Annotated in this window: 14 protein-coding genes and 1 tRNA gene; 4 read left to right on the forward strand and 11 right to left on the reverse strand. The window is 66.0% G+C overall.

Annotation, left to right across the window (positions count from 1 at the left end):
- Nucleotides 1-75 precede the first annotated feature (75 nt).
- Together ACSE4D_RS03965 and ACSE4D_RS03970 are read right to left on the reverse strand one after the other, a co-directional pair.
- Nucleotides 76-393: a hypothetical protein gene (locus ACSE4D_RS03965; protein ID WP_135537269.1), complete on the reverse strand. Its 318-nt coding sequence runs from the start codon at nt 391-393 to the stop codon at nt 76-78.
- 123 nt (nt 394-516) lie between these two features.
- A tRNA-Thr gene (locus ACSE4D_RS03970) sits at nt 517-589 on the reverse strand.
- A gap of 183 nt (nt 590-772) precedes the next feature.
- On the opposite strand from ACSE4D_RS03970, the gene ACSE4D_RS03975 reads away from it, so the two are divergent.
- Nucleotides 773-1891 (forward strand): M20/M25/M40 family metallo-hydrolase, encoded by a 1119-nt coding sequence (locus tag ACSE4D_RS03975; protein ID WP_205683264.1) that lies wholly within the window; start codon nt 773-775, stop codon nt 1889-1891.
- A 73-nt stretch (nt 1892-1964) separates the two neighbouring features.
- On the opposite strand, the gene ACSE4D_RS03980 is transcribed toward ACSE4D_RS03975, so the two are convergent.
- Together ACSE4D_RS03980 and tmk are read right to left on the reverse strand one after the other, a co-directional pair.
- Entirely contained in the window at nt 1965-3122 is a 1158-nt protein-coding gene (locus tag ACSE4D_RS03980; protein ID WP_436326678.1) for a DNA polymerase III subunit delta', read from the reverse strand.
- Between the two features lies 1 nt (nt 3123).
- Entirely contained in the window at nt 3124-5799 is a 2676-nt protein-coding gene (gene tmk, locus ACSE4D_RS03985; protein ID WP_135537496.1) for a dTMP kinase, read from the reverse strand.
- 130 nt (nt 5800-5929) lie between these two features.
- Here tmk and ACSE4D_RS03990 point away from each other — a divergent pair, with 130 nt between their 5' ends.
- The gene (locus ACSE4D_RS03990; RefSeq protein WP_436327117.1) at nt 5930-6664 is read left to right on the forward strand and encodes a lipoate--protein ligase family protein; all 735 of its coding nucleotides are present in this window, start codon (nt 5930-5932) and stop codon (nt 6662-6664) included.
- Between the two features lie 25 nt (nt 6665-6689).
- Nucleotides 6690-7193 (forward strand): GNAT family N-acetyltransferase, encoded by a 504-nt coding sequence (locus tag ACSE4D_RS03995; RefSeq protein WP_135537271.1) that lies wholly within the window; start codon nt 6690-6692, stop codon nt 7191-7193.
- Here ACSE4D_RS03995 and ACSE4D_RS04000 read toward each other — a convergent pair.
- The 3 genes from ACSE4D_RS04000 to ACSE4D_RS04010 all read right to left on the reverse strand — a co-directional run bounded on the left by ACSE4D_RS04000 (nt 7177) and on the right by ACSE4D_RS04010 (nt 12871).
- Entirely contained in the window at nt 7177-8283 is a 1107-nt protein-coding gene (locus ACSE4D_RS04000; RefSeq protein WP_436326679.1) for a GNAT family N-acetyltransferase, read from the reverse strand. The two genes, ACSE4D_RS03995 and ACSE4D_RS04000, sit on opposite strands and share 17 nt — an antisense overlap.
- 12 nt (nt 8284-8295) lie before the next feature.
- Nucleotides 8296-11118: a type I DNA topoisomerase gene (gene topA / locus ACSE4D_RS04005; RefSeq protein WP_436326680.1), complete on the reverse strand. Its 2823-nt coding sequence runs from the start codon at nt 11116-11118 to the stop codon at nt 8296-8298.
- A gap of 151 nt (nt 11119-11269) precedes the next feature.
- Nucleotides 11270-12871, reverse strand: a complete 1602-nt coding sequence (locus ACSE4D_RS04010; protein ID WP_436326681.1) for a DUF7059 domain-containing protein — start codon at nt 12869-12871, stop codon at nt 11270-11272.
- 34 nt (nt 12872-12905) lie between these two features.
- Between ACSE4D_RS04010 and ACSE4D_RS04015 the strand changes: the two genes are divergently transcribed.
- Nucleotides 12906-15182, forward strand: a complete 2277-nt coding sequence (locus ACSE4D_RS04015) for a DEAD/DEAH box helicase (protein ID WP_436326682.1) — start codon at nt 12906-12908, stop codon at nt 15180-15182.
- A gap of 66 nt (nt 15183-15248) precedes the next feature.
- Here ACSE4D_RS04015 and ACSE4D_RS04020 read toward each other — a convergent pair whose 3' ends face one another.
- The 4 genes from ACSE4D_RS04020 to ACSE4D_RS04035 form a co-directional block, all read right to left on the reverse strand.
- Nucleotides 15249-15566 (reverse strand): Rv3654c family TadE-like protein, encoded by a 318-nt coding sequence (locus ACSE4D_RS04020; RefSeq protein ID WP_436326683.1) that lies wholly within the window; start codon nt 15564-15566, stop codon nt 15249-15251.
- Nucleotides 15563-15949, reverse strand: coding sequence for a TadE family type IV pilus minor pilin (locus tag ACSE4D_RS04025; protein ID WP_436326684.1), 387 nt, complete (start codon nt 15947-15949; stop codon nt 15563-15565). The genes ACSE4D_RS04020 and ACSE4D_RS04025 overlap by 4 nt, the downstream gene beginning before the upstream one ends.
- A 6-nt stretch (nt 15950-15955) precedes the next feature.
- Entirely contained in the window at nt 15956-16201 is a 246-nt protein-coding gene (locus ACSE4D_RS04030; RefSeq protein ID WP_436326685.1) for a DUF4244 domain-containing protein, read from the reverse strand.
- 228 nt (nt 16202-16429) lie between these two features.
- The gene (locus tag ACSE4D_RS04035) at nt 16430-17032 is read right to left on the reverse strand and encodes a GNAT family N-acetyltransferase (protein ID WP_425119337.1); all 603 of its coding nucleotides are present in this window, start codon (nt 17030-17032) and stop codon (nt 16430-16432) included.
- Nucleotides 17033-17078: the final 46 nt, after the last annotated feature.

A 17078-nucleotide genomic window follows, 5' to 3' on the forward strand; every position in this document is an offset into this window, starting at 1 on the left:
GCAACACATGCAGACGGCGGAGAGACGGCAGTGGGGTGACACCGTCGAAGAGAAGGCGATGGCGGCGGGGCGAAATCAGAGCAGCTGCAGAAGGAGGCCGAGCAGCGCTGCGCTCAGGCCCGCGAATCGAAGAGCGACGACCAGTCGACGATGATGGGCATCGATGAGCTCCGCGAAGCCGCACAGCACCATCAGTCCTGCCGTGGTCAGCGATGTTCCGGGCATGGCCTCGGCCCACGACAGCGACGGGGCGACGAGACTGGCTACCAACACCAGACCGAAAGCGACAACAGAGAACTTCGCAGCGCTGTTGTGGCGAGGTGGACCGAACAGCTCGTCCTTGAACGTCCTTCGAGAGGTCGAGGCGCCCGCCGGAATATCTGCATCCACCATGCCCTCAGTGTCACATCCGCACCCGGCGACTGCCAAGGGCACCTGTACCCGCGCGATCACGGATCCGAGCGCAGAAAGCCCCTCCCACTCCGTGTCTGCACTGGAGTGGGAGGGGCGTTGCCGAGCCGCCTACCAGAATCGAACTGGTGACCTATTCATTACGAGTGAATCGCTCTACCGACTGAGCTAAGGCGGCAACCGGACTAACTTTAGCCAACTCTCCTGCCGAGCGTCAAAACGAAGGTCCGCTCTCGCGGTCCTCTCCAGCACACCGGGCGAACCTCCTGATCGCGCCGGGTCCCACCGCCTGCGTCTGACCTCACCTCGGAACCGGTTAACCTGGTAGGAACAGCAGACGGAAGAGGAATGGGAGACACCTGTGGCAGAGTTCGACTCCGACGATTTCATGAGTGACTTCCAAGCCCTCATCGAATGCGAGTCGTTCTCCAACGACCCCTCGTCCCTGGCCCGCAGCGCACAGCTCGTCTCCCGCATCGGCACCGGAATGCTCGGTGCCGCCCCGCAGATCATCGAGACCGACGCCCACCCGCATGTGCTCTGGCGCTTCGGCTCCGGACCCCGCAAGGTTGTCCTCGTCGGCCACCACGACACCGTCTGGCCCACCGGCACGCTTTCGGACTTCCCGTACTCGGTCAAGGACGGAGTCGTCCGCGGACCCGGTGCCGATGATATGAAGGGCGGGCTGCTCATCGCCATCTACGCGCTGGCCCGGGTCCGCGCCGAACTCGGCACCCTCGACGGGGTCAGCCTCCTCATCACCGCCGACGAAGAGCTCGGTTCTCCCGGCTCCCGGTCGATCATCGAGGACGAAGCCCGCGGAGCCGAAGCCGCGCTCGTCTTCGAAAGCGGCGCTGCCGACGGTGCGGTGAAGATCGCCCGCAAAGGGGTGGCGATCTACCAGCTCGAGGTCACCGGTCTGGCCTCTCACGCCGGTGTCGAACCCGAGAAGGGCATCAACGCCACCATCGAAGTGGCCAACCAGGTCATCGACATCGCCCAACTGCACAAACCGTCCCTCGGCACCTCGGTCGTCCCGACGGTGATGTCGAGCGGATCGACGACGAACACCGTCCCGGCCAAAGCCGTCGTCGGCATCGACTCAAGGGCCGCCTCGGCGAGTGAACAGGTCCGCATCGATGAGGCCCTGCGCGCGCTCACCCCCACCGTGGCGGGGGCGAAGATCGAACTCAAGGGCGGGATCAATCGGGCCCCGCTCGAAGAGGAGATGGCGATGGGCCTCTACGCACGTGCCCAACGACTGGCGGGCAAGCTCGGGCATCCTCCGCTGCGCTCCGTTGCCGTCGGCGGCGGATCGGATGGCAATTTCACCGCCGGAGTCGGAACCCCGACCCTCGACGGTCTCGGCACCGTCGGCGGAGGCTCCCACGCTCGCACCGAACATGCCCTGCAGATCTGGATTCCCCGCCGCATCGAACTCACCGCGGCGCTCGTCTCAGAACTCCTCAGCAAACGCTGAGGGCACAGCCGCGCCCCAGTGTCGGCCCACGCCGCCGACGGTTGTCGCGTAGGGCTTCTGTGACCGCGAGGCGTCAGATCGCTCCCGAGCGGTCCTCCTGCAGCCACGGGTTCGACAGCAGCACGAACGCCGCCTCGACGATGAGCACCGGTGACATATTCGTCTGCAGACGCTGTCGGGCCTCGGTGATGGCGTCGATGCGCAGCAGGGTGGTATCCGGTCCGTCCCGGTTCGCCTGCTCGGCGATGAGGTCGACCTCGCCGTCGTTGATCCAACCGTCGCGGATCCCCAACTGATACATGAGAATGTCGCGGTAGAGGCTCATCAGTTCGAGGAAGATGCGATCGAGCTCATCGTTGCGAGCCCGCACCGACCGTCTCTTCTGCTCTTCTTCGAGCTTCCTGATCTGTGCCCTGGCCGAAGGCGGAATCGTCTTCTCCGTCTCGATGCCCAGGGTCGTCAGGAGCTCGGCGCGTTCGGCTGCGTTGCGCTCCTCGACCCTCGACTTCGCCGTTTCCGCCGCGGCATCGACGATGCGTCCGGCCAAGCGGATCGTCGCCCCCACCGAGGTGAGTTTGCCGGGGATCGCGAGGATCTGTCGGCGTTCGGCGTCGGCCGATTCGCTCAGCGTCAGATACTTCGCCCGGCCGATGTGGTTCTGCGCCACGGCGGCCGCCCACTTCGCGCGATCCTCGTCGACGTGATCACGCTGCATGAGCAGCTGCGCCACGGCATCTCGAGACGGAATCCGCAGTCGCACCGGTCGGCACCGCGAGCGGATGGTCGTGAGTACGTCGATCGGGCTCGGCGCGCACAGCAGCCAGACGGTTCCGGGAGGCGGCTCTTCGATGGCTTTGAGCAGAACATTCGCCGTCCGCTCCATCATCCGGTCGGCGTCTTCGATGATGACGACCCGCCATTTCGAATTCACCGGAGCGGACTGAGCCTTGGACACGAGCTCACGCACCTCTTCGATCGAGATGACCGATTTCTGAGTCGACATGATCGTCAGGGACTCGTGATGGCCCGACAGCACCCTGGCGGTGACGTCATTCGACTCGGTGCCGCCGGAGATCAGTGCGGCGGCGAACGCCCGGGCGGCGTTCGACCGGCCCGACCCGGGTGGGCCCGTGAACAGCCACGCATGGGTCATCGCGGCCGGGTCGTCCAAGGCATAGCCGAGCTGGGTGATGACATCGTCTTGGCCGACGAGTTCGTCGAAGACGCTCACTTCAGGATCCCTCCGGGTCGTTGAAGCGACGGTTGTTGCGTTCGCGTTGCCTGCGCAGCCGCTCTCGAGCCTGCCTTTCGATCTCGGCCTGGGCCTGCAGACGTTCACGGCTCATCTCGCGAGCGCTGCGTGCCGGCAGCACCGTCGTCTCTGCATCGCCAGCAGGGGCTCCCTCGTCGGGTTCCCCTTCGGCGATGGGATCGGCTTGTTCGACGACGCGGGTTTCAGCGTCCTCAGGGGTCACTTGGCTGACGACGCGGGTTTCAGCGTCCTCCGCAGTCACCTGGCTGACGACTCGGGTCTCTGCGTCTTCGTCGTTGGCTGGATCTTCGCTGAAGTCAGTGGAATCGGAATCGTCGTCTGCACCTGCATCGTCCGAGTCGGCGTCGTCCGCTCGGTCATCCGATGTCGAAGGTTCGGATTGCCTCACCGGGGTCGCGGCGAAGTTCTGATCGCTCGCCGAGGCGGCCGGGCCGTCGCGCAGGTCAGCTCCGAGGTCGACCCGTTCGGTGGGAACGGCTCCGGACGTCTCCACTTCCGCGTCGCTGATCGCGCTCGGGATGAACCGGTCGTCGGCCACCGGGACGAAGCGCGGTCCGCGCTCATGTCGGTCGGCGTCACCGGCAGAGGAGTCTTCTGCGATCTCGGAGGGGGCGTCATCGGGTCCGGTGTCGGTGGCGTCGTTGTCGTCGCTGGTCTCCGGGGAGGCAGCGACCGCCTCGGTGCTGGTGCCATCGCGAGAGAGCAGAGCCTGCGGAAGCCGCGCCCGGACGGCGGCGAGCATCTGCGCGGTGAGCTCATCGGCACTGACCGAGGCGTCGAGGACGACATAGCGGTCCGGTTCCCTGCGTGCCCGGGACAGGTAGGTCTGGCGCACACGCTGGTGGAACTGCTGGTTCTCCTCGTCGAGGTAGTTGCTCTCCCCGCGCTGCCCCATCCGCTCGGCGGCGCTCTCGGGATCGATGTCGAGCACGATCGTCAGGTGCGGGACGAGTCCCTGGGTCGCCCAACGGCTCAGCGCCTGGATCGTCTTCTCGTCGAAGCTGCGGCCGGCGGCCTGATAGGCGATCGTCGAATCGATGTAGCGGTCGGTGATGACGATGGCGCCCTCATCCAGGCTGGGGTCGACCAGCGACGCGACATGGTGGGCGCGGTCGGCGGCGAAGAGCAGCGCCTCGGTGCGGGGGCTCGGCGGGTCGGCGTCGAAGAGGACGGAGCGGATCTTCGTGCCCAGCTCGGTGCCGCCGGGTTCCCGGGTGGACTCGACGTGATAACCGTCGTCGGCCAGGGCACGGGAGATCCGTTTGATCTGCGTGGTCTTCCCGGCCCCGTCGCCGCCTTCGACAGCGATGAAGAAACCGGCGCCGAGGCGCTGAGTCGAATTCCCGAGCCCGCCGGCAGAGGCTTCCGCCTGATTCGGTGGGCGGAACCCGTGGACGATGTCGACGGACAGACCCTGCAGTTTGTGCGGGTCGAAGATGAACAGGCCGATGATTCCGGCGACGAGGGCGGCGATGCCGAAGACGAGGAACGCCACGTCACTGGGCGCGAGCACCCAGTCTGGGCTCGACCCGACCTCGACCGTGCCGCCGAGGTCGAAGGCGTTGATGACCAGGGCCAGACCGGCACCGGCAACGGCACCGTAGCGGCGAGAGAAATCGTAGGGTTGGGCGCGCACGCCGATGCCGACGAGGAATGCGATCGCTGCTGAGAGCACGACCTTGCCGGAGAGCTCGTTGATGGCTCCGGTCGCCAGCAGCAGCACACCGGAGACGAGCAGGGCGAAGGTGGACACACGGGGCCGGGACATTCCGGGGGCGAAGGTCGGTCCCATCTCGAAGCCGATCGCCCAGCCGACGAGGCAGCAGGCGATGATGAGTGCGAAACCGGCCTGCCCGTACCCGTGACTGATCGCCGTCGGCTGCGCGAGCATGAAGGTGGCGCCGAGTACGGCGAAGAGTCCGATGCACACCCAGGGGTTGGCGATCGCCTCGGCGGGACGGACCACGCGAGCTTTGAGTTCCGGGAACGAACCGGTGGTCGCGGTCTCCGCGTGCAGGACGCGTTCGGGGGTGAGGAAGATGATGACGGAACCGGCGGCCATGCCGATGCCGACGAGCAGCGATGTCCATCCGAGCGCTTGGGTTCCGGCGGTGGATCCACCGAGGATCTGAAAGGCACAGGAGACGAAGACGAGGACCGCGGCGGGGATCCCGACACGACGCCACGGCTTCTCGTTCGTGAACGGGTTGATGCTCATGAGCAGACCCACCACGGCCCCGAGGAACAGGGCGGCGACCCAGGTCAGCCAGGCGCTGGGTGCCAAGCTGAGGACGATGAGCACGGCGGCCTCGACGACGGCGGCGATGCTCAGCGCGGTCTTGCGCACCGCCGGTGACCGGGTGGCGAAGACCTTCGCGGGAATGAAGAGGCCCGCGCATGAGAGCGCGAAGACGATGAGCAGCGACAGGGTGCCCATCCGATTGTCGAAGCCTCCGGCGCTGATGGATTCGCCCATCGCGGTGAAGGCGCGTCCGCCCACCGTGGCGAGAAGTCCGCTGGTCCCTGCCACCACATAGCTGATCGCGACAAGTACGATCAGTGCTCCCCAGGCGGCGGTCTCGGTGACCAGCCGGCCGGGTGCTCCGGGCAGTCGGTGTCCTGTAGTCGTCAACATGCTCACAGCTCTAGACTATCGGTCTCGACTGACATATCTCTTGGAACCCGATGCGATCTCCGACAACCCGAACCGCGCCGGGGTCGACCCATCCTCTACTCTTGTTCACGTGCACACAGACATTCCGGCCATGACCACGGTGGCGACTGAGGGGTTGGGGCCCGTTGCCGAGCTCGCTTTCGCCCGTGTCCTCCTCGACTCGGTCAAGGCCGGTCGTCGCGGGGCAACGCTGCGGATGTACCGCCCTCAACCGACCTTGGCCTTCGGTGCCCGCGACCGTTTCCTGCCCGGCTTCACCACCGCGATCGAGGCGGCCCGTGACCACGGTTTCACGCCCGTGCTGCGCAGCCTCGGCGGCCGGGCGGCGGCCTATCATCCGGGATCGCTGGTCATCGATCACATCGAACCGAGTGATTCCTTCATCACGAACACGAACGCCCGGTTCACCGGTTTCGGTCTCGATTACGTCGAAGTTCTGCGCGGCATCGGAGTCGACGCCCGCCTCGGCGAGATCCCCGGCGAATACTGCCCCGGTGAGCACAGCGTGAATGTCGCCGGACGGATCAAGGCCATCGGGACCGCCCAGCGAGTGGTCTCGGGAGCATGGCTGTTCTCCTCCTCCGTCGTCGTCGAGGACCCGGACCCGATCCGTGCCGTCCTCACCGATGTCGAAGCCGCCCTCGGCATCGACTGGGACCCAACGACGGGTGGGTCGATCAGTGAGATCCATCCCGAGGTCACGGTCGATGCCGTCGCCGAGGAGTTCGCTTCGTACTATGCTCACGCCGATGCGCATACGCCCGAATCACCGACGCCTGAAGAACTGACAGCGCTGCCGGACTATGTCGGCAAGCACCTGCTGTGAACCATATCCACCACCGGGAGGAAGAATGTCCCTGACGATCCGTGAGGCCGGAGAGGATGATCTGTCCGACATCCTCCGTCTCGTCCATGACCTGGCCGTGTACGAGAAGGAACCGGATGCCGTCGAGGCCACCGAGGCGGACTTCGCCGCGGTGATGTTCCCCACCGACGGTCACCCGAACACCTACGGTCTCGTGGCCGAGGTCGACGGGGAGGTCATCGGCATCGCCATCTGGTTCCACTCGTTCTCCACCTGGACGGGCAGGAACGGGATCTGGCTCGAAGATCTCTATGTCTCGCCTGAGCACCGAGGAATCGGTGCCGGGAAGGCGCTGCTGGGGCGTCTGGCTCAGATCTGTCAGGAGCGGGGGCTGGCCAGGCTCGAGTGGTGCGTGCTCAAGTGGAACACACCATCGATCGGGTTCTATGAGTCTTTGGGTGCGAAGGCTCAGGACGAATGGGAGACCTACCGGCTCGATGGAGCGGCGCTCACAGCGTTCGCCGAGGCCGACCTCATGCGTCGAGGTTGAGTTCGATCTCTTCGAGCCGCTCGATAGGGCGGAAGCCCAGCCGCCGGTTGATCGCCAGCATGTGCTCGTTCTCTTCGGCGTTGTAAGTGATGATCGCCCGCGCCGCCAACTCCGATCGGGCGAACTCGCCTGCGGCGGCGGCCTTCACCGCAGCACCGAGCCGATGGCCCCGGTGCTCGGCCCGGACGAGAGTGCCCCACTGGTAGACCATGGACTCGGCCGAAGAGTGGACCAGCTGGGTGTAGGCGGCGATGTCACCAGAGGGGTCGAGAGCGATCGCGGCGAAGCTCGTACGCCCTTGGGCCGCGAGGATGGCCTCCTGTTCGCGGATATCGGCGGCCGAGGTCGCCGAGGGTTCGATCTCGCGCTCCCCCGTCGGCGCTTCGGTTTCGATGAGCCCTTCCATCTGAGCCCATTGATCCACGAACTCCTCCGGCACATCTCCGCTCCAGGAGCGAAGCTCGAAGTCCTCGTGGAAGGGTTGTGCTTCCTCGGCGATCGCGCGAATGAGCGTGGGCTCCAGAGGCAGAGGACATTCGCTGCGCAGCTCTCCGATGGCGAAGGCGAACGTGTGGTGCTCGGCGAAGGCGATTCCCGGAACCAGCGCTGCCGTCCGTGAGTCCCCGGTGCCGAGATCGGCAGGCTCGGCGGCGCGGTCCGCATCCACGAAGGTGCGGCCCGCACCCTCGTAGGGACGGAAGACCTCCGAGGCGATCACCCTGCGGCCCAGTTCCCGTGCTCGGGTCCGAACGAATTCGAGCATGGCGGAGCCGACACCTCGGCGCCGGGATTCGGGATCGACGTAGAGCTCGACATCGACGCGGTGGCGGTTGTCGCGGAGCGGAACCGTCAGCGCGATCGCACCGATCGGGCGACGTTCCTCGGCCGGTCGGAGTGCGAGATAGAGTTCGGTCCTCGACGAGCTCCGCTCCACTCGCAGCTGGGCCCCCAGCTCTGCCTGGGACCACACCGGAGCCTCAGGACCGCGATCATGACGGCGTGCCGCCGAGTACACCGCATGCCATCGCGCGAACGCGTCGTCATCGGCCGGGTCGTTGCGGCTGATGGAGACCGAGAGGGAATCTGGCATGGAGGCTCAGCCTCAGGGAGTCTTCGGCTTCGTCGTGCTCGTCGTCTTCGCGGCCGTGGTCTTCTTCGCCGTGGTCGATTTGGCGGCCGTGGTCTTCTTCGCCGTGGTCGACTTGGCGGCCGTCGTCTTCTTCGCCGCCGTGGTCTTGGCCGCAGTCGACTTCTTGGCAGGTGCCTTCTTCGCCGTCGACTTCTTCGCCGGCGCCTTCTTCTTCGCCGGTCCCTTCGCCCTCTTCTCGGCCAGCAGAGTCGCTGCTCTGTCGAGGGTCATCGACTCGACGGAGTCGTCTTTGCGCAGAGTCGCGTTGAACTCACCGTCGGTGACATAGGGCCCGAAGCGACCGTCCTTGACGACGACCGGCTTCTTCGAGATCGGATCCTCGCCGAGTTCTTTCAGCGGAGCCGCGGCACGACGGCCACCGCGCTGCTTGGGCTCGGAGTAGATCTTCAGCGCCTCTTCGAGGGTGATGTTGAAGATCTGCTCTTCGTCCGTCAGCGACCGAGAGTCCGTGCCCTTCTTCAGGTACGGTCCATAGCGGCCGTTCTGCGCGGTGATGTCCGTGCCCTCTTCGTCCTGACCGACCACACGCGGCAGGCTGAGCAGCTTGAGCGCGGTGTCCAGATCGATGGTGTCGAGGTTCATCGACTTGAACAGCGAACCGGTGCGCGGCTTGGGTTTCTTCGCTCCGCGCTTGGGCTTCTCCTCGGGCTCGGGAAGCACCTCGGAGACGTAGGGGCCGAAGCGACCGTTCTTCGCCACGATGGTGTGCCCGGTCTCCGGGTCGACTCCGAGTTCGCGGTCTTCGCCGCCCTGAGTCTCGATGAGCTCGGCCGCCTTGGCGGCTGTGAGCTCATCGGGAGCAAGATCATCGGGGACGGAGACCCGCTTCGGATCTTCACCCTCGACTCCGGACGGCACCTCGAGGTAGGGACCGTACCGGCCGACACGCAGGTTCACACCGTCGCTGATCGCCACGGTGTTGACCTCACGGGCGTCGATGTCACCGAGGTCGTCGACGATCGTCTTGAGGCCCTCGCGGTCCTGAGTCTGGTCACCGAAGTAGAACCCGGCCAACCAGTCATTGCGGTCCTCTTCGCCCATCGCGATCCGGTCGAGTTCGGATTCGAGATCGGCAGTGAACGCATAGTCGACGAGCCCGGTGAAGTGCTCCTCGAGCAGCCGCACGACAGAGAACGCCAACCAGCTGGGCACGAGAGCATTGCCGCGCGAGGTGACGTACCCGCGATCCTGGATCACCGAGATCGTCGCCGCGTAGGTCGAGGGTCGGCCGATGCCAAGCTCTTCGAGCTGCTTGACCAGGCTCGCCTCCGTGAAGCGCGGCGGCGGTGCGGTCGTGTGACCGTCGGCTTCAGCCTTGACCACCGACAGCGCCTGGCCCTCTTCGACCTGCGGCAGGCGGGATTCGCCGGACTTCGTGTCGTAGCGGGAAGCGTCCTGCCCCTCTTCGTAGGCGGCGAGGAAGCCGCGGAAGGTGATGACGGTGCCGCTGGCGCTGAATCCGGCCTCGTGGCCGTCTGCGAGCGCGGCACTGACCTTGATCGTCGCGGTCTTGCCCTTCGCATCGGCCATCTGGCTGGCCACGGTGCGCTTCCAGATGAGGTCGTAGAGACGGAACTCATCGCCGTTGAGCTGTTTGGACACCTGCGCCGGGGTGCGGAAGGAGTCACCGGCGGGACGGATCGCCTCGTGGGCCTCCTGCGCCGACTTCTGCTTGCTGGCGTACTGACGCGGTGACTGCGGCACGAACTCGGGACCGTAGAGCTCGGTCACCTGCTTCCGGGCTGCGGCGATGGCCTGGCCCGAGAGCGACGAGGAGTCGGTACGCATGTAGGTGATGTAGCCGTGCTCGTACAGCGACTGAGCGGTGCGCATGGCCTGGCGGGCGCTCATGCGCAGCTTGCGGCCGGCTTCCTGCTGCAGCGTCGAGGTCGTGAACGGGGCGGCAGGACGGCGGGAGTACGGCTTCGATTCCACCGCGGACACCGTCAGAGCGTTCTTCGCACTGCCGTTGAGTTCGGTGGCCAGAGCTTCCGCCCGGGCCTGGTCGACGACCGTCGCCGAGATGTTCTTCAGCTGACCCTTGTCGTTGAAGTCACGTCCCGAGGCCACACGGGCCCCATCGAGGGTGGTGAGGTTCGCGGCGAACGGGTTTGTTCCGTCGGGCAGCCCGAGGTCGATGTCGAGGTCCCAGTAGTCGGCGGGCACGAAGGCCATGCGTTCGCGTTCGCGTTCGACGACGAGCCGGGTGGCCACAGACTGGACACGTCCGGCCGACAGGCCGGCTCGGATCTTGCGCCACAGCACGGGTGAGACCTCGTAGCCGTAGAGACGGTCGAGGATCCGACGGGTCTCCTGTGCGTCGACGAGCGAGGTGTCGATGTCGCGGGTGTTCTCCAGAGCGCGTTCGATCGCCTCAGGGGTGATCTCGTGGAAGACCATGCGTTTGACGGGGATCTTCGGTTTGAGCACCTCGAGCAGATGCCAGGCGATGGCCTCTCCCTCGCGGTCCTCATCCGTTGCGAGATAAAGTTCGTCGGCATCCTTGAGCAGGCGTTTGAGCTCGGTGACCTTCTTCTTCTTGCCCGGGTCGACCCGATAGTAGGGGTCGAAGCCGTTGTCGACGTCGACGGCGAACTTGCCGTAGGGCCCCTTCTTCATATCGGCGGGCAGTTCCGAGGGGGTGGGCAGGTCGCGGATGTGCCCGACCGACGCCTCGACGTCATAACCGTCGCCGAGGTATCCCACAATCGTTCGCGCCTTCGTCGGAGACTCGACGATGACGAGGCGACGGGGCTTCTTCTCGGTTGTGGTCACGCTTTCACATTCCTCTCACGGCATCTGCTGCTCGCTGCAACGGACGATCCGGCCCAATGTAACACTGTTGAATGGCCCTGATCGTCATCGGCTGGTTCGGCCCTGACCCTGCCCGGACTTCACCGGGACACGGCGTCAACGGTTTACGATCCTATCCCCTTCCCCCGCCGTCCCGGGTCGCCGAACCCTCGGTCGAGTCGATGTCCGGCAGCAGCACACCCGCTGCAGACAGGGCTCTGACCTGGGCGATGAGCTGATCTTCGAGTGCCGTCGCATCGACGTCGAGCAGCTGCGCAAGCGCGCTGGCCGTCTGTCGCAGAGTCAGTGATCCATCGGCGACGGAGACGAATCCCGCCAGCGCCGTGTCGAGGTCGAACTCCTGCCCGAAGCCGATGCCCTGCTCCAGGGTGATCGAGCTCGGTTCCGATTCGCCGGGCACGAAATGGCGGTGTTCGACAAGGTCCGGTGAGCGTGTGAACGCAGTCGCGGCGATCTCCTCGGGCCCGACCGACGCCAGCCAGGACCGGATCGCGACGATCGTGGTGAGGAATTCGGCGAGTCCGTGCGGATTGCTCGCCGGCGCCGAGGTGGTCCTCACCCGGGTCTTGAACGTCCCGGAGCCGATCGTTGGCACATCGTTATCGGCCCGTGTCATGAGCACGTACCCGAAGACGATCTCGTCCACAGCTCTCGTGGCGAAGTCGGCGAGCCAGGCGGCGACCGCGGTGTTCCATGCGGCGCTGGCGCGCGGGATCCCGCCGTCGCGGATCCAGGTCTCGGCGTAGGCGATGGGGTCGAGGGCTTCGCGTTCGATGACGAGAACCGAGGTGTCGTCTTCGCTGACCCAGGTCTCCGGGCCGTCCGCATTCGCCGAGGTGGTCTCCCAGTTGCCGAGGCAGACGCTGCGTCCGCCCGGGTTCAGTGCCGCAGGGATCTGGGAGAACAGCGTGCGCACGAGCGCATCTCCGGTCATTCCGCCGTCCCGGTATTCGAAGGTCGTGTCCGTGCTGCGTGGGGTGATGACGAACGGCGGGTTCGACACGAGCAGGTCCACGGGTTCGTCGACCGGTTCGAGCAGAGATCCGTGCCGGAATTCGATGGTGTCGACACCGTTGAGCTCAGCCGAAAGCGCTGCCAGGTGCAGGGCGCGGTGAGAGATGTCGGTGGCGATGACCCGTGTGCTGTGGCGAGCCAGCAGCAGGGCTTGGATGCCGCAGCCGGTGCCGATGTCTGCGGCCAGTTCGACCCGGTCACGTGGAGTGATGGACACGAGCGTGCGTCCGGCCCCGCCGAGTCCGAGGACGAACTCCCCGTCGAGAGCCTCCGGCGTGGTCAGGGTGCCGTGATCGGCGACGAGATAGAGGTTCTCATCCCCTGTGCGGAAACCGCGTGGAACTCCCACCGGAAGGTCATAGGGAGTGAGGGCGAACGGTGCGCTGACCTCATCATCGGTGATCTCGATCAGCCCCGCCTCGGCGGCGGTGTCGACATCCTCACCCAACACGGCGCGGACCGCTGAGAGATCGACTCTGCGGTGGAAGTGGAACAGCAGGGCCAGATTCGCCAGGCCACGGTCGAATTCGGTGGCCGAGTCATCGACGAGAACCTGAGTGCAGCGGTGAATGGCCGGAGCGGCGTTGTTGCGAACGAGAGCCTCCGAAGTCGCGGCACCCCAGAGCTGCCGCAGCCGCGGCTCGGTGTAGCCGGCACGGTAGAGGGTCTCGCTCAGGCAGGTCAACGGAAGATCAGTCACAGAAGAATCCTAACGACTGCGCCATAATTGACCCATGGCCTCCTCCGCTCTCCTCGATATCGTCACCGCTTTCGGTGCCCGGGATGAGCGCATCGTCCACGTCCGCGACATTCCGCAGCGTTTCGAGCACGATGCCGACTGGCCCGACTGGATCGACGAGGAACTCAAACACGCCTGCCATGCCATCGGCGTCGACGCCCTCTGGCATCACCAGCTCGAAGCCGCGAACACGGCTCGCAGCGGATCCGACATCGTCATCGCCACCCCGACCGCCTCGGGGAAGTCCTTGGGGTTCTGGCTGCCGGTGATTGAATCCATCCAAGCCACCCGAGACAAGCTGCGCACCGCCTCGGCGCTCTACATCGCCCCGACAAAGGCGCTCGCGGCCGATCAGCTGACCAAACTCGAACGGTTCATCATCCGGGGCATGCGGCCCGCCGCCTACGACGGGGACACCTCCCAGGCGTCGAAGGACTGGGCGCGACGGCATGCGAACATCATCTTCACCAACCCGGACATGCTCCACCGCGGTATCCTGCCCCAGCACGAACGATTCGCGCGGATGTTCAAGAATCTGCGGTTCATCGTCATCGACGAAGCCCACCGGTACCGCGGCGTGTTCGGGTCCCATGTCGGCCTCATCCTCCGCCGGCTGCTGCGCATCGCCGCCCACTACGGAGCATCGCCCGTCGTCATCGGGGCTTCGGCGACGATGGCCCAGCCGGATGCGGCGTTCGCCAAGCTCACCGGGCGGCCCGCGCACGCCGTGACCGAGGATTCCTCCCCACGGGCCTCAGGCTCCTTCGCACTGTGGGAGCCGCCCGTCTCACCGGGCGGGGACAGACGCAGCGGACTCGTCGAAGCCGCCGACGTCATCACCGATGCGATGTGCGCAGGCTTCCGATCACTCACCTTCATCGCCTCCCGCCGCGGCACCGAGGCACTCGCCCAGACCGTGCGCGATCAGGTCGGTGAGGTCGATGAGTCGCTGACCGGAAAGATCGCCGCCTACCGCGGAGGGTATCTGGCTGAGGAACGGCGGATGCTCGAGACCGCTCTGCGTTCGGGGAAGCTGCTGGCAGTGGCGTCGACGAATGCCCTGGAGCTCGGCATCGACATCTCCGGGCTCGACCTCGTCATCATCTCCGGCTGGCCCGGCACTCTGGCCTCCCTGTGGCAGCAGGCCGGTCGTGCCGGCCGGGCCGGACAGCGGTGGATGGCCGTGTTCATCGCTCGTGACGATCCGCTCGACACCTATGTCGTCCACCACCCCGAAGTCATCTTCGACTCCCCCGTCGACGCCGGGGTCATCCATCCGGGCAACCCGCATGTGCTCTCCGGACATCTGTGTGCAGCCGCCGCCGAGGTGCCGCTGAAGGAGGGCGATCTCGTGCACTTCCCGGACAACTCGGCCGAAGTCATCGACGACCTCGTCGAGCAGAAGCTGCTGCGGGCTCGTCCGACCGGATGGTTCTGGGCCAAGGACCAGCCGGCGACCGACCTGTCCGATATCCGTGGATCCGGCGGTGGTCAGTTCCGTCTCGTGGAGGCGAGCACGGGCACCCTGTTGGGCACGGTTGATGAGTCCGGGGCGCACACGGGAGCCCACCCGGGTGCGGTGTACACGCATCAGGGGGTCGATTTCATCGTGCTCGATCTCGACCTCGAGGACCACATCGTCGCGGTCGAACGAGCCGAGGTCGACTACACGACGCAGCCGCGTTCGCAGACGGAGATCGAGATCGTCGACACCGATGCGCAGCGGGTTCTGCCGTCGGGGATCGCGGTGTGCAGCGGCACCGTCGACGTCAAGGACCAGGTCGTGGCCTACCGGATGAGGGCGAAGCGGGGCGGGGCGATCATCGCCGAACACGAACTCGACCTGCCCGAACGCACCCTGCGCACGAAGGCCGTGTGGTGGACGGTTCCGCAGACGGCGCTGGACGAGGCCGAAGTCGCAGCCGGGGATCTGCCCGGTGCCGTTCATGCCGCCGAGCATGCCTCCATCGGACTGCTGCCGCTCTTCGCCGGCTGCGACCGGTGGGATATCGGCGGGGTCTCGACGGCTCTGCACGCGGATACCGGCATGGCCACGGTGTTCGTCTACGACGGGCTGGCCGACGGTGCGGGTTTCGCCGAACGCGGGTCCGAGGTCTTCGAGGACTGGCTGGCTGCGACCAGGGATGCCATCGCCGCGTGTGAGTGCATCGACGGATGTCCCTCATGCGTGCAGTCGCCGAAGTGCGGAAACGGCAACGAACCCTTGGAGAAGGACGCCGCTCTGCGTCTGCTGCGCATCGTCCTGCGCTGAGGATCCGCGGTGAGCCGCACGGCGGCGTCGCTGCTTCGGTCGTCCTCAGCCACCGTCGACCGGGTCCTATCTTCCTGCGACGGCTTTCTCCCTGACCTTCGGCAGCGGGCCCGGGATGTCGACTTCGACAGCGACATACGCCGACTGCTCACTCAGCGACGCCGCACAGTCGCTCAACGACCCGCCGTTGCGTTCGGCCACCTCCTTCGCGATCTCACACGGTTCGCCGGTCGCCAGTCCGCGCACCGCGTCTGCAGCGGCCAGCGCCGCCAGATCCGCGGCGTTCTGTGCCTGGCTGTGGGCGGCGAACGCCTGAGACAGGCTGCCGACGGCGGTGACAAGCACGAGCACGATCGAACAGAGTCCGACGACGATGTTCGTCATGACGGCCCGCTCCGATCTCCTTCGTATCGGGCGGTGGCGTTCGCATCGACCGTGTCGAGGAAGAAGATCGCGGCAGGCAGGCGAATCGTGACCGTGACGACCGAATAGCCTCCATCGGCGCGCACGGCGACATTCGCCGAGCTGCCCGCGTGCTTCTTCGCTTCGGCGATGACAGCCGCCTGGGGTTCGCCCCGGGCGATCTCACGGGCCGCCGAGCGTGCCGCGTCGAAGGCGCGCAGCTGGGAGAATCCGATCGCGGCAGCTCCCGTGAGCACAACGAGCAGGAGCACGATGGCGGGGAGGACGACAGCGAATTCCGCCGTTGCCGTTCCCTCATCGAGCTCGTGGCTCCGGTGTCGCTGACGGGAGCGTCCGCATGCCATCTCGGCTCAGGCTCCCAGCCCGAGTGCCGAGGAGATGACCCCGGTGACGAGTTCCTTGATCGGTTCGGACTTGAGGATCACGACGAGCAGCGCCGCGAATCCGCAGGCGGCCAATGTGGTGATGGCGTACTCGGCGGTGGTCGCTCCGGTGTCGGCCTCCCAGAACTGTTCGATGCTCTCATCGCCATCGACCGATTCGATCCGGTCGACGGGCGGGCCGTCGGTTTCCGGGTGCGGGGATGTGGTGCTCATGCTCTCCTCCTTGGCAGCAGACCCGTTCGCACTCTGCGAGCGGAACTTCAGCCTGGGAGCCAGGAGGCAGCGATGTCGAGGGTCGAAATCGTCCCTGTGGAAACCGTGCCGCCGTCCACAGGGAGATCATGGACGAGTGGCCGGGCCGTCCACAGTCATCGGCGCCGAAGTGGCGTGACGACCAGCAGGTCCGCTCCGGGACCGGTGCCGGGTCGGTGCACGGGTGGTTCAGGTGTTTCCGGCCCAGTCGTCTCTGAGGATGGCCATGATCACTTCGTCATGACGGCGACCGTTGAAGAACACTGCCTCGCGACGACGCCCCTCCTCGACGAACCCGGCCTTCGCATAGGAGGCGATGCCGCGGGTGTTGAACGCCCAGGTCTGCAGCTCGATGCGGTTGAGTCCCAGCTGCAGGAACCCGTAGCTGACAGCCAATCGCACAGCGTCCGAACCGTAGCCGCGGCCGTGGAATTCGGGGCCGAGGACGATGGCGAGTGTCGCGGACTGGTTGATCGGGTTGCGACCGTAGAGGGTGACGTGCCCGACGAACTCCTCGGTCTCCGTCAGTTCGATGCTGAAGCCGACCGCCTCGCTCGAGGTGTTCGCGCTCCACTGAGAGAACTGCTCGGAGACTCCGCCTTCGGGCCGTGGGAGAACCGTGTGGTTCTGCAACACGACGATCGAGGGGTCGAACCACCATTGTTCGAGGTAGGGAAGATCGTCCTCTCGCAGAGGTCGCAGTCGCACGGAGCGACCGACGAAGAGATTTTCGGCGTATTCTTCCGCCTGTTCGACATTGGACAGCTGGTTGAAAGGTGTGACCGGTGCCATTCGTCGACCCTATCGGTCGACCCTGAAAGCCACCAACTCACCACCC

It is taken from the genome of Brevibacterium sp. FAM 27836, from assembly GCF_051351055.1.
GTDB lineage: Bacteria > Actinomycetota > Actinomycetes > Actinomycetales > Brevibacteriaceae > Brevibacterium.

Excerpts from the sequence above, each read along its gene's own strand:
- tmk (WP_135537496.1), bottom strand. The coding sequence starts at position 5,799 with ATGTTGACGACTACAGGACACCGACTGCCCGGAGCACCCGGCCGGCTG.
- ACSE4D_RS04030 (WP_436326685.1), bottom strand. The coding sequence starts at position 16,201 with ATGAGCACCACATCCCCGCACCCGGAAACCGACGGCCCGCCCGTCGAC.
- ACSE4D_RS04025 (WP_436326684.1), bottom strand. The coding sequence starts at position 15,949 with ATGGCATGCGGACGCTCCCGTCAGCGACACCGGAGCCACGAGCTCGAT.
- ACSE4D_RS03990 (WP_436327117.1), top strand. The coding sequence starts at position 5,930 with ATGACCACGGTGGCGACTGAGGGGTTGGGGCCCGTTGCCGAGCTCGCT.
- ACSE4D_RS03995 (WP_135537271.1), top strand. The coding sequence starts at position 6,690 with ATGTCCCTGACGATCCGTGAGGCCGGAGAGGATGATCTGTCCGACATC.
- ACSE4D_RS04020 (WP_436326683.1), bottom strand. The coding sequence starts at position 15,566 with ATGACGAACATCGTCGTCGGACTCTGTTCGATCGTGCTCGTGCTTGTC.
- ACSE4D_RS04035 (WP_425119337.1), bottom strand. The coding sequence starts at position 17,032 with ATGGCACCGGTCACACCTTTCAACCAGCTGTCCAATGTCGAACAGGCG.
- ACSE4D_RS04000 (WP_436326679.1), bottom strand. The coding sequence starts at position 8,283 with ATGCCAGATTCCCTCTCGGTCTCCATCAGCCGCAACGACCCGGCCGAT.
- ACSE4D_RS03965 (WP_135537269.1), bottom strand. The coding sequence starts at position 393 with ATGGTGGATGCAGATATTCCGGCGGGCGCCTCGACCTCTCGAAGGACG.
- ACSE4D_RS04015 (WP_436326682.1), top strand. The coding sequence starts at position 12,906 with ATGGCCTCCTCCGCTCTCCTCGATATCGTCACCGCTTTCGGTGCCCGG.